Source organism: Pedobacter sp. MC2016-24 (assembly GCF_015223055.1).
GTDB lineage: Bacteria > Bacteroidota > Bacteroidia > Sphingobacteriales > Sphingobacteriaceae > Pedobacter.
In genome coordinates, this window is record NZ_JADFBX010000026.1 from 1 (window position 1) to 13035 (window position 13035).

A 13035-nucleotide genomic window follows, 5' to 3' on the forward strand; every position below is an offset into this window, starting at 1 on the left:
GGATTTTGTTACCCCTTGCTAAGATTTTTATACGATTGAAACGTTCTCCTTTTTCATACGGTTGAGTAAAGTAATAGGCGGCATTTTATTCATCTGGTTGTTTCCAGTAAATGGAGCTACCTTTTGTAGGGTGGTAGCTAATTGCGATATCGTCTGATAATTAGATCCATTATATCAATCTCATAGTCAGAAAATGCCGAATCATCAAATTCTGCTATTGAATTGTGGTCAATCGTCTTATTCTGATCTTCAGTAAGCCAGGTTATGGGTACGCCAGAGTGGTTCATGGCATATTCATTTGCAAGTTGTAAAAGCTTACGGATTTTAATATTTGAGGGAGAAGGTATGCGATCCTGAAAATATTTAATTGCATTTTTTACTTTGGCTGCAGGTGTGCGATCTATAGTCATCATAACGGTTTTCTACAAGGATAGATATTACCTGTGCAACCTATTTGCATAGGTAAAGATATCTTATTTCCTACTTACCGGTCAAAAATACTTTGTAATTCTACGGTAAATATATATGGCAGGCTGATTTCAATGTCAATAATCGTGATTCTTATGGCAAAAGACTAATCTGGACCAAATATTCACACTGTTCTTCTCGGTACTGCAATTTTAGATGAAGTATAGTTGTTTATCATATGGGGTGTTGTGTTGATTTGTTTAATAAAATGGTACCCTTAAAATATTGTCTTTTTGTCTAATTATGTTGATGTTTTAGAATTTTTTTGAAAATTAATGGGCATATTGCATATACCTGAGAGTACAATAAAATACATACATATCTGTCTGTAGATCAAATGTAAAAGCAATTATGCTATGTTGGAACCTTTTTAAGGTTTCTTTTAACAAGATAATAAATTTAATTTGATAGGCTCATTGTAGTTTGTTAAGGTACCTTTGGACTAAAGTAATTTTTTGCGAAAAAATGAAGAATTTTAAAGAAACAGCCAATTTTATTTGGGCAATAGCCGACTTATTGCGTGGGGATTACAAACAAAGTGATTATGGTAAGGTGATACTTCCACTAACGGTATTACGGAGACTGGATTGTGTCTTAGAAAAAACGAAAGCTGATGTATTAAGAAAGTACGAGCAATCGACTGTTATGAAAATTCAGAATATCGATCCGATTTTGAATAAGGTTGCAGGTTATAGTTTTCATAACCGAAGTAACTTTGATTTCGACAAGCTAATTGCCGATCCTAATAATATTGCCGCAAACCTGCGTGATTATATAAATGGTTTTTCTGCTGAGGCTAGGGAGATTATAGAACAATTCGAATTCGAAAATCAGATCAACCGTATGGATGACAATAACCTCCTATTTATGGTGGTAAAACGTTTTCAGGAAATTGATTTGCACCCTGATAAGGTGAGCAGCATGGAAATGGGTTATCTATTTGAAGAATTAATTCGAAAATTTGCGGAGATATCTAACGAAACAGCAGGAGAGCACTTTACTCCTCGTGAGGTTATTCGCTTAATGATTAATTTGTTATTCTTAAACGATCACGATATTTTAACCAAAAAAGGAATTGTAAAAACCATTTACGATTGCTGTGCAGGAACAGGAGGGATGTTAAGCGTTGCCGAAGAATATTTAAACGAACTTAATCCCAATGCCCGTTTAGAAGTCTTTGGTCAGGAACTTAACCCCGAATCGTATGCTATCTGCAAATCGGATATGTTGATTAAAGGGCAAAACCCAATCAACATTAAAAAGGGAAATAGTATATCTGAAGACCACTTAGCTGGCGAACAGTTTGATTATTTGATTACCAACCCGCCTTTTGGAGTAAAATGGGAAAAGATAGCCAAAAAAGTGAAAGCCGAGCATGATGAAAAAGGATTTGGTGGGCGATTTGGTGCAGGGTTACCCTCAACAAGTGATGGCTCATTTTTATTTTTAATGCATCTTATTGCGAAAATGAAACCGGAGGGTTCTCGTTTAGCCATTGTGTTTAACGGTTCTCCAATGTTTTCAGGTAGCCCTAGTAGTACCAAAAATGAATCTAGTATCAGGCAATGGATTATAGAAAACGATATGTTGGAGGCTGTAATTGCTTTACCCAACCAATTGTTCTACAACACAGGAATTAGCACCTACATCTGGTTAATTTCTAATCATAAACCTAAAAATAGAAAAGGAAAAGTACAGTTAATCAATGCGGTCGACTTATTTAAAAAGATGAGTAAATCGCTTGGTAATAAACGTAACGAATTAGCAACAAACCACATTACTTCCATTACTGAAACTTATGGCGATTTTATCGCCAACGATTACAGCAAAATATTTGATAACAAAGATTTTGGATATTCGAAAGTCACCGTTGAAAGACCAGAACGTGATGCCAAAGGAAATATTAAGTTAGATAGAAAAGGTTTACCAAAAGCGGATAGTAGCTTGCGGGATACGGAAAATATACCACTGAAAGAAGATATCAAAGCTTACTTAAAAAGAGAAGTACTGCCTCATGTACCCGATGCCTGGATAGATGAAAGCAAAACTAAAATTGGCTACGAGCTGAACTTTACCAAATACTTTTACCAATACAAGCCCTTACGCAGTTTAGCCGATATCCGTAAAGATATTATGGCTTTAGAAAAAGAAACTTTGGGTTTAATTAATGAGGTGATTGCCTAATGAAGAGATACGAAAGTTATAAAGATTCTGGTATTGAGGGTATTGGAGAAATACCAAGTCATTGGGAAACGAAGAATTTACAAGCATTAGCAAAAAATGAAAAGTATTCTTTTACTGGAGGCCCGTTTGGCTCAGATTTAAAATTTGACGATTATACGGTGGAAGGAGTTAGAATTATCCAACTTCAAAATATTGGTGACGGGACATTCAACGACGATTATAAAATATATACTTCAAATGAAAAGGCTGATAGCCTTTCTAGCTGCAATATTTTTCCAGGTGAAATTATAATTGCAAAAATGGCAGACCCAGTTGCAAGAGCTTGTATTATTCCTAATACTGAATCTAGATTTGTAATGGCGTCAGACGGTATAAGATTAGTAGTTAATGATAATGTCTCTAATAGTCAATTTGCTACTTACTCAATAAATTCCAATTATTTTCGTAGTCAAGCAGAATTAAATAGCTCTGGGTCAACACGATTAAGGATTGGGCTTAATACCTTAAAAAAATTAAAATTTGTTTTTCCTCCACTTAATGAACAGATTATAATCAGTTCGTTTTTAGAAAAGAGAACTTCTGAACTGGATAAACTCATTGCTGATAAGCAAAAGCTACTTGAGTTATTAAATGAAGAGCGAACGGCTATGATTAACCAAGCGGTGACGAAAGGTTTAGATACCAATTTCCCGATGAAAGATAGTAGTGTCGAATGGTTGGGAGAAATTCCTGAGTCTTGGACAATAGGGAAACTGAAGTTTTTTTGTGAGTTGATTACTGATGGGTCACATTTCAGCCCACCGTCACTAGAATCTGGTAAAAGATACATATCAGTAAAAGATGTAAAAGAAAACACAATTGATTTTGAGAATTGTAAATATATTTCTGACGATGATTTTTTAATTCTGGAACGTAATGGTTGTCGTCCGAAAGAAAATGATATATTGTTAACAAAGGATGGTACTATTGGCAGAGCCTCTATTGTCCAGGAAGATAATGATTTTGTCATCTTGTCATCACTTGCAATTATTCGAGCGAAATTAAAATTCATTAATCCGTCGTACCTTAAACATTTTTTGGTAAGCAAAATAAACGTTGAACAAATGTTAAGTTCTCTCCAGGGGTCTGCATTAACAAGAATAACTCTCTCAATTATAAACAATCTTTATATAATTGTCCCACCAATTAACGAGCAAGAAAAGATACTTGATCATATCAAAGAACATAGCGATACTAATGAAAAATTAGTTTTAAAAGTTCAACAAGAAATCGAACTTTTAAAAGAGTATAAAATAGCATTAATTTCGGAAGTAGTAACAGGTAAAGTAGATGTACAACATGAAGTTATAGCTGACTGCGTTACTGAATCTGCGGAAACACTTATAAATATTTAGATAACGAATTCAATACACGAAGAAACTTAAATTAATAATCTCAATTATGACAAGCGGAATTCATACGGAACATACCTTCGAAGCAGCAATAGAAGAATCCTTAATAAAGGATGGTGATTATAGCAAAGGCTTTTCCACAGATTTCAACGTTGATTTAGGTTTATTCCCAACTTACATTACCGATTTCTTAAAAACATCGCAACCCAAGGAATGGATGAAAATCTCAACCATCCATAAAGACGATGTCGAGAAAAAAGTTTTAAGCCGCTTGCTTAAGGAGCTGGATTTACGGGGTACCTTAGATATTATCCGCAACGGCTTTACTGATTATGGCGTAAAGTTTAAAATGGGCTATCTAAAACCAGAATCTACCCTAAATACATCAGCGGCCAAACTTTACGATAGCAATCAGCTTACTGTAACCCGCCAATTATACTACGAACGTAAGGGCAATAACAGCTTAGATATGGTTTTAAGTTTAAATGGCTTGCCTGTAGCTACAATCGAGCTTAAAAACCAATTTACTGGGCAAAATATTAATGATGCAAAAAAGCAGTATGTGTACGATCGGGAACCAAGCGAACCCATTTTTCAGTTTAAAAAAAGAACATTGGTGCACTTTGCGGTAGATGCTGACGAGTGTTTGATGACGACTAAGCTCGCCGGTAAGCAAACCCGTTACCTACCGTTTAATATGGGTTTTAACAATGGCGCGGGTAATCCAATTAATAAAAACGGATATCGGACTTCTTATTTATGGGAATATGTCTGGACGAAAGACAGCTTAATGGATATTATCGGGAAGTTTCTGCATCTGAGCGTCGAGGAATTTGAATTTGATGGTATTTCAAAGAAGAAAGAAAGTGTCATTTTTCCGAGATACCATCAGTTAGAGATTGTCCGGAAATTAGAATTTGATGCACGGGAGCATGGCGCGGGGCGGAATTATTTGATACAACATTCAGCAGGTTCGGGTAAATCCAATTCTATAGCATGGTTGTCTTATAGGTTGTCTAGTTTACATGATACTAATAACGATCGAATCTTTGATTCCGTTATTGTTATCACAGACCGTAAGGTATTAGATAGTCAACTGCAAAATACAATCTATCAGTTCGAACATAAGCCTGGTGTTGTTACTAAAATTGATAAAGATTCACAGCAGTTAGCGGATGCCATTTCTACTAAGTCTAATATCATCATAACCACCCTGCAAAAGTTTCCGTTTGTCTTGAGCAAAATAGGGGAACTCCCAAACCGGAAATATGCTGTCATAGTAGATGAGGCTCATTCGTCACAAGGGGGAGAAGCTAGCAAGAAGTTGAAAGAGGTTCTTGCATATAAATCGCTTGAAGAAGCAGAAAAAGATGAGATTTATAGTGGTTTGGACGAGGATGCTGAGGATGAGATTCGTAAGTCCATGCAGGCGCGCGGAAGACAGGACAATTTGAGTTTCTTCGCATTCACCGCAACTCCCAAGGCCAAAACTGTTGAGGTTTTTGGAACTCCAGACGTGGATAGTAAACCTAAACCATTCCATCTTTATTCCATGAAACAGGCGGTAGAGGAAGGATTCATTTTGGATGTGTTAAGCAATTATACTACATATAAAACGTTCTTTAGGCTATCTAAACAAATCGAAGACGATCCTGAAGTTAATAAAAAGCAGGCTGCCAGCGCAATTGCCAGGTTCTTATCGCTTCATCCTCATAATCTTGCACAAAAGACTGAGGTCATGGTTGAGCACTTCCGACAAGTAGCATCAAAAAAGATAGGAGGGCAAGCAAAAGCGATGGTTGTGACCAGTTCGCGTCTACATGCTGTACGTTACAAAGAAGAGTTCGATAGATATCTGAAAGATAAAGGTTATTCCGATATAAAAACCATTATAGCATTCTCTGGTAAGGTAATTTATGATGTATATCCTGACGGAGTAACAGAAGTAGAGCTCAACGGATTCAAGGAGAAGGAGGTACCCCAGAAATTCAATACTCAGGAGTATCAATTATTATTAGTTGCCGATAAATATCAGACCGGTTTTGATCAGCCACTTCTTCATACAATGTATGTGGATAAGAAGCTATCTGGTGTAAAGGCCGTTCAAACGCTGTCGCGTTTAAATAGAATGCATCCTGGTAAGGAAGATACGTTTGTGCTTGATTTCGCAAACGAGACCGAAGATATTTTACAATCTTTTCAACCATATTATGAGCTAACCACCGTTGACAGTACCACAGATCCTAATCATTTACATGATTTGGAGTCCGAAATTAAGAGAGCACAAGTGATCTGGGATAGTGAAGTTGACAGTTTCTGTAATGTTTATTTCAAGTCAGTTCGTTCCTTGTCAGTTGGTGAACAGAAAAAGCTATATGCATACACAGCACCAGCGGTAGATCGTTTTAAACAACTTCCTATTGAAAATCCGAAGGGCGATGTGTTAACAGCAGGATCAACTCAAGAGGATTTTAAAAACTCAGTTCATTCTTTTGTTAAGCTATACGCTTTCCTAACTCAAATTATGCCCTTTACTGATGTCAACTTGGAAAAATTGTATACTTATTGTAAGTTTCTATTAAGAACATTGCCAAGAAATATTACTGACAAGTTTAAGTTGAGTGATGAAGTATCATTGGAATATTATAGACTCCAGAAGGTAGGAGAGACAAATATTATAATGGATTCTAACGGAGAGTACGGCCTGGATGGTAGTAACGAGTCAGGTATTCGAATGAATAAGGAAGAACGTGCTGCTCTTTCTGAGATTATTGAAGTGTTGAATAAACGCTTTGCTACAGAATTTAACGATGCCGACAAATTGTTTTTTGACCAAATAGAAGCTGAGCTTCTTGCCGATAAGAAACTATCTCAACAAGCGCAAAGTAATACAATAGAGAATTTCAAGTTTGGTTTTGAAGATGTATTTATGGACAAACTGATTGGTCGCATGGAACAAAATCAGGATATATTTTCGAAGATGATGGACGATAAAGAGTTTGGTGGCTTGGTTAAAGCCTACATGTTGAAAAAGGTTTATAACAAATTAAACGAATTGAAATAGTGTCTCATTATGAAGAACTACTATAGAATTATGCTTGGCAAAGGCAGTATTTATGCAAATGATTGCTTTACAGAAGGTTTTATTGGAGCCGATTTTGGATTTGAGTTCGATTTAAGCAATAATTTACCTGAGAACTGGAGGGAATTCAATAAAGAGTTCATCCCTTATTTTCTTAATAAATACCCGGAAAAAACAAAAATAGCGGCCGGCCTGGCTTGCGGAGCACTTCATACAATTGCAAAAGGCATCCATGTTGGTGACTTTATCCTTTCTCCTGACGGTTTTGGCTCTTATCATGTTGGTGAAGTCATGGGAGAATATTTTTACAAGTCGGGACAGCTTTTGCCACATCGTAGGTCTGTAAAATGGTTCAATGAAACTATCGATAGGTCGGAGATGAGCATGGAACTAAAAAATTCAACAGGGTCGATAGGAACGGTGTCTCTAATTACAAAATATGGCGTCGAAATAGAAAATTTTCTTATTACGCCTGATCTACCATCAATTGTATCGACTGATCCTTCGATAGAAGATCCAACTGTGTTTGCATTAGAGAAGCACTTGGAGGACTTTCTGGTGCATAATTGGAAGCAAACCGAATTAGGTAAGATTTATGATATCTTCGAAGACGAAGGTGAAATTGTGGGGAGACAATATCCGAGTGATACTGGCCCAATTGATATTCTAGCGGTCAGCAAAGACAAAAAGGAACTTTTAATTGTGGAGTTAAAGAGAGGGAGGGCAAGCGATCAGGTCGTAGGACAGATACAGCGATATATGGGGTATGTTTTACAAGAACTTGCAGAGCCTGGACAAACTGTAAAAGGCGTTATTATTGCTTTAGATGATGACCTTAAAATTAGAAGAGCTTTATCTGTTACAAATAATATATCTTTCTATCGTTACAAGGTTAGTTTTAAATTGTTTAAGAATTAAACATAGCGGGCTAGATGGAAAATAGGAAGAAAATTACAAACATAGATTCTGTAAACGATTTATTTGATTTTCTAAAAGAGAATGCTGAGTCTAAAAAATCAAAATTATATCGGGGTGTAAAATCATCTAATTATAAACTCATCCCAAGTGTTGGTAGATGTAAAAATGCTAACGGAATGGCGTTTACGCAAGAAGGTGAAAGAAAGATGTTACAGCTGTTTAGGCAAAAGTCGTATCCTTTTATTGACAACGTATGTAATGATTTAGAACTGCTGGCGTTAGCCCAACATCATGGATTGCCAACTAGATTATTGGATTGGACTTGGAATCCAATAGTTGCCGTGTTTTTTGCAGTTAAAGATGAATGGAATAAGCATGAAGTTGTTACAGATAGTTTATTGTATGTTTGGGATAAGGATATATCTGGAGATTTAGATCCGATATTTGAACCTTTCGACATTAAAGAAATCACACTTTTTTTGCCTAAGCATTTAACAAAGAGAATAATTGCTCAATCGGGATTATTCACCGTCCATCCAGATCCAAATACTGAAGTGGAATTAAAAAATCTTGAAGTAATTAAGATATCAGCTGATTGCCGAAAGAAGTTGAAAAAGGCCGTTGAGCATTTAGGTATTCATCAATCAACTATGTTTCCTGATTTGGAAGGGGTAGCGCAGTATGTAAAGTGGTTGAGAACTAACAATCATTGATTTTGAAATATGTGTGTGATATAATACTCCCCAATATTAGGTCGATGATTTAAGGTCTAAAAAAAAACCGTAAATTTATTGACAGATGAAAAAAGTTAGCAGAAAGAAGTTTAGTGCAGAATTCAAGGTGAAAGTAGCTATAGAGGCTTTAAAAGAGCAGAAATCGATAGCTGAATTAGCCTTGCAGTATGATATTCATCCTACCCAGATATCGAGCTGGAAGAAGCATTTTTTAGAAAATAGCTCGGCAGTATTTTCCGAGAAGCAAACCGATACTAAGGAAAATGAGGCTACTGAGGCCCGCTTATATGAGCAAATAGGCAAACTTCAGATGCAGAATGAGTGGCTAAAAAAAAAGTTATAATGAAGTACTGCATTGCAGAACGCAGGCTGATGGTTGTAAAAGATGACCAGTTCAGTATCACAGATCAGTGTAGTATGTTGAATATTCACAGATCTGGATTTTATTATAAGCCTCAGGGAGAGAGCGATCTAAATCTAGAATTAGCTATATAGTGGAACGTGCAGATAAGGAGACAGGTCTGATTAATGCAAGTAAACGCATAGAGAACAAGAATGCTGCAATGCAACGTTTTTGGGTGGGTTCATCCAAAGACGCCAATACTTCAAAGGCGATGTTTTATGTAGAAGCGATAAACAAGGACTTATCTGAGGTGAAAATTACATTATATGAAGGGGCTGAAACAAGTTCAAATGGGTATTGGAGAACTGTGAATAAACAGACTAAGGAACAAATGATTTATGAACTGAAAGTTTGTCAGGAATGGTTCCAAAGCTTGAATGCTGAGATTGAACGAAGGAGGGCTTTGTTGCAATAGGTGAACTTATGATTATTAGCCGTGGAATAGATGTTCATTTAAGAACTTAAATACTTTTATTGTTGTCAATTTGAAATCTTGTATATTAGCAATTGAAGAATTTCTAACCATTATTCTTAATACCTGGGATGCCTCGTAAATGCATGCCAGGAATGTAAAACCAAATCTAACGCTATGACTCAACAAACTAAGCTAAATCTTCCTATTACATTTAATGTCGACCTGAAAAAGCCTTTGTTTTTTACTCAAAAATCACTAAAGTCTGGCGAGCTTCTCCATATTGCTGTACCCAAAGGGAAGCATCAATTCACAGGGATTGAGCAGCAAGATAGTGTTTACAAAATCTCGTCAGCACATAATGTTGATTTCTTTGCTAAATTGAAGCATAATAAAGGACAGTATCAATTTATCAGCTTGGCAGATATCAAAGATGCGCCCAGCAAGGATAGTTTATTTATTGAAGGAATAGGGGCAACTGGATTGTCTTTAAGAAAGGCACAAAAAGGAGCTGTTTATGGCTTATTGCCACATTGGTCCTTCTCAAGGGATCCTGCAATGGTCGTTTTACCAACAGGAACGGGCAAAACTGAGACCATGTTTGTTTCTGCACTGGCCGATAAGGCCGAGCGAACTTTGATTATTGTACCAACTATAGATCTGAAATTACAAACAGCAGAGAAATTTGCAACCTTCGGTAAATTAAGGGAACTTGGGGTTATTACACACGGTAAGCCAAACCCGATAATCGCTGTCTTGAGTAAAACTTTGACTGAGGTGAATGAGTTGAATGATGCACAAGTAGTAGTTTCAACACCTGGACTCCTGGCAAGGGCTGCTCTGGAAGTTCAGAATAAGCTAAAGAGTATTTTCTCCCATGTATTTTTTGATGAGGCTCATCATATTGAGGCCTCTGAATGGAAATATTTAAAAAATTTGTTCGGTAAGGCTAAAATCGTACAGTTTACAGCGACACCTTATCGAAATGATAAAGCACCAGTTGAAGGTGTAGTTGTATATAATTATACACTCAAACAAGCACTTGCTGATGAAGTGTTCTCTAAAATATCTTTAATTTCGGTAGATCAGCGTTATCCAAAACTTAAAGACCAGGCGATAGCAGATGCGGCTATGGCTCGCTTAGCAGAAGATCGTAAAAATGGTCTAAAACGTCATAAGGTTATGGTTCGCACTGAAAAGCAAAAGCACGCCGAGGAACTATATCTGAATTACAAGGAGTGGTACCCGAGTGAACGAATCGCGTTGGTGCATTCGGGCACCAAAAACAAGAAGAAAGTCATCGATCAAATTAAAAACGGTGATTATGATATCGTAATCTGCGTAGATATGTTGAAAGAAGGTTTTGATTTTCCCGATTTCAAGATTGCGGCAGTTCATAAATTGCACAAATCGCTCGGAGTTTTGCTACAATTCATAGGTCGTTTTGCAAGAACACAGCCTGGACTGGGTGAAGCAGCTTTTATTGTAAACTTTGCGGATGAAAACTTAACAATTGATCTGGAGAACCTGCTTCAAGAAGGCTCAGGATGGGAATTTGTAATCAGTCAAATTGCAGATGCAAAAAAAGCAGACGCAGAGTCACTATTAACATTTTTACAGGGATGCAAGCCATTTTCTGGCTTTGATTCTGCAAACCTGGAATTGAATCCAAAATTGGTATACCCAGCGCTCAGTTGTGTTTGCTTTAGCTGTGAAAAAGTGGAATGGAAGCATTTCAAGGATGCTTTCAATATAAATCGATATGCATTGACCCAACCGTATTACAATCAAAGTGAAAACGTATTTTACTTCAGCACTCAGAAACGCGAAAAAGTGAAATGGGCAAAGACTGATAAACTTCGGGACCAGACCTGGGATCTTATTGTTATGCATCACGATCCGGAAAGTCAATTATTATATATCGGTTATACGGAAAAGCTACTGGATGTGGAGAAGCTTGTTGAACTCGTCAGTGGCAAAAAGCCAATCATGTTGAACGGAGACTGTGTGTTTCGCGCATTTGATGCTATTAAACGCCTGAGTATTGTACATGCCGGGATATTTAAACCGGCTAATCACTTGCACAGATATTCAAGGTTAAGTGGTGCAGACGTAACTACTGAACTGAGTCGCTGGAAAGAAGGAAAGAGATGTCAGAAATCGGATTTTGTAGGCATTGGTTTCCGGGACGGTTTCCCAGTGAGCGTTGGGGCTTCTGTAAAAGGAAAAGTCTGGAGCCCGGCCCGCATAGGCGATTTGAAACAATGGAAGACCTGGTGTCTGAATGTTGGCAAACTAATCACAGATGAAACGATTGACTCAAACCAACTTCTGGAGAATTCAGCTGAGAAGAAACAGCTTGATGTTTACCCAGAGGATATTGTCTTGGCTACTGATTGGTCAGAGGAATTATATGTTCGCATCCATAAACTCATGCTTACTGTTGACTCAAAGACATCGGTGATGTTGTCGGAATGTGTTTTAAAGAATGTGGCGGTAAATAAGGAGCATGCCGATTTTGTCCTGACCGTTTTAGATAAAGAAATACCTTTCTCAATTCATTTAGGGGGAGAGCGCGGACATAGCATCACTGGCCTTGACGATAGTAAAATAATGATTGAAGGCCTGAAGGCTGATCCCGTGTTCCTCAAAAGGTTTTTTGAGGAAAATCCACCTACTATGTTTCTTTTGAATGGTTGTACAATTTCCGGAAGCATTCATACCAATTACAATGTTTCCCAAAATGTAAAGATTCCAAAAGACAGAATTCATATATTACCTTGGGATCAGGTGAACTATCAGACCGAATCAATGTATATGAAAGGTCAAGTAAGAGAAAATTCCGTGCAGGAATATATGATGAAGAAATTGGTTGATGCTGGAGCCACAATTGTTTTTAATGACGATAATTCAGGAGAGTCTGCCGACATAGTGGCAATTTTCCATGAAGACTACCTTATTAGGTTTGAATTGATTCATTGCAAATATTCAAAACAGAAAGCCGGATCGCGTTTAAATGATCTGTTCGAGGTATGTGGCCAGGCTATTGTATCACTTCGTTACAAGTGGAAACCTGAAGAGTTGCTAAAACATATGGAAAGGAGAGATGGAACAGGTGTATTGAAAGGTAAACGATTTTATTATGGTCAGAAACAAGATCTTGAAAGAATCCGAAAAGCTATCCGTTATACAAACACAACTTTTGAGTTTGCGATAGCTCAACCAGGTGTGAAATCATCGAGGTTAACTGACGAGATGATGGATTTTCTAGGGTCAATTTACGGTACAGTTGTAGAAATGACTGAGACTAAACTGAAATGTTATTTTAATAATTAATTTTAGAGGGAAATGTAATCTTGCGACTCAGTTCTTAGACTATGTTATCCTCAAAAATTTGCATCTTATGGATCGTAGGATTGCAAAGTTTATCTTGATCGTTTGGA

The 13035-nt window shown here is 37.0% G+C and carries 9 protein-coding genes; 8 read left to right on the plus strand and 1 reads right to left on the minus strand.

All coding sequences use genetic code 11. The features are described from left to right. Positions 1-137 precede the first annotated feature (137 nt). Entirely contained in the window at positions 138-413 is a 276-nt protein-coding gene (locus tag IM797_RS27705; RefSeq protein ID WP_194130480.1) for a hypothetical protein, read from the minus strand. Between the two features lie 520 nt (positions 414-933). On the opposite strand from IM797_RS27705, the gene IM797_RS27710 reads away from it, so the two are divergent. The 8 genes from IM797_RS27710 to IM797_RS27745 all read left to right on the plus strand — a co-directional run bounded on the left by IM797_RS27710 (position 934) and on the right by IM797_RS27745 (position 12928). Next, positions 934-2652, plus strand: a complete 1719-nt coding sequence (locus IM797_RS27710; RefSeq protein WP_194130481.1) for a class I SAM-dependent DNA methyltransferase — start codon at positions 934-936, stop codon at positions 2650-2652. After that, positions 2652-4046, plus strand: a complete 1395-nt coding sequence (locus tag IM797_RS27715; RefSeq protein WP_194130482.1) for a restriction endonuclease subunit S — start codon at positions 2652-2654, stop codon at positions 4044-4046. Before IM797_RS27710 ends, IM797_RS27715 begins: the two co-directional genes overlap by 1 nt. Positions 4047-4092: 46 nt before the next feature. Further along, positions 4093-7107, plus strand: coding sequence for a type I restriction endonuclease subunit R (locus IM797_RS27720; protein WP_194130483.1), 3015 nt, complete (start codon positions 4093-4095; stop codon positions 7105-7107). A 9-nt stretch (positions 7108-7116) separates the two neighbouring features. Then, entirely contained in the window at positions 7117-8043 is a 927-nt protein-coding gene (locus IM797_RS27725; protein ID WP_194130484.1) for an endonuclease NucS domain-containing protein, read from the plus strand. Positions 8044-8057: 14 nt separating this feature from the next. Then, a complete protein-coding gene (locus IM797_RS27730) occupies positions 8058-8756 on the plus strand; it encodes an FRG domain-containing protein (protein ID WP_194130485.1) in 699 nt (232 codons plus the stop codon). An 85-nt stretch (positions 8757-8841) separates the two neighbouring features. Beyond that, the gene (locus tag IM797_RS27735) at positions 8842-9120 is read left to right on the plus strand and encodes a transposase (RefSeq protein WP_194130486.1); all 279 of its coding nucleotides are present in this window, start codon (positions 8842-8844) and stop codon (positions 9118-9120) included. 151 nt (positions 9121-9271) lie between these two features. After that, positions 9272-9595, plus strand: a complete 324-nt coding sequence (locus tag IM797_RS27740; protein WP_194130487.1) for a hypothetical protein — start codon at positions 9272-9274, stop codon at positions 9593-9595. Positions 9596-9829: 234 nt separating this feature from the next. Further along, positions 9830-12928, plus strand: a complete 3099-nt coding sequence (locus IM797_RS27745; RefSeq protein WP_228099173.1) for a DEAD/DEAH box helicase — start codon at positions 9830-9832, stop codon at positions 12926-12928. The last annotated feature ends 107 nt before the right edge of the window (positions 12929-13035 follow it).

Coding starts and splice junctions, on each gene's coding strand:
- IM797_RS27725 (WP_194130484.1), top strand. CDS start 7,117: ATGAAGAACTACTATAGAATTATGCTTGGCAAAGGCAGTATTTATGCA.
- IM797_RS27735 (WP_194130486.1), top strand. CDS start 8,842: ATGAAAAAAGTTAGCAGAAAGAAGTTTAGTGCAGAATTCAAGGTGAAA.
- IM797_RS27705 (WP_194130480.1), bottom strand. CDS start 413: ATGATGACTATAGATCGCACACCTGCAGCCAAAGTAAAAAATGCAATT.
- IM797_RS27715 (WP_194130482.1), top strand. CDS start 2,652: ATGAAGAGATACGAAAGTTATAAAGATTCTGGTATTGAGGGTATTGGA.
- IM797_RS27720 (WP_194130483.1), top strand. CDS start 4,093: ATGACAAGCGGAATTCATACGGAACATACCTTCGAAGCAGCAATAGAA.
- IM797_RS27730 (WP_194130485.1), top strand. CDS start 8,058: ATGGAAAATAGGAAGAAAATTACAAACATAGATTCTGTAAACGATTTA.
- IM797_RS27710 (WP_194130481.1), top strand. CDS start 934: ATGAAGAATTTTAAAGAAACAGCCAATTTTATTTGGGCAATAGCCGAC.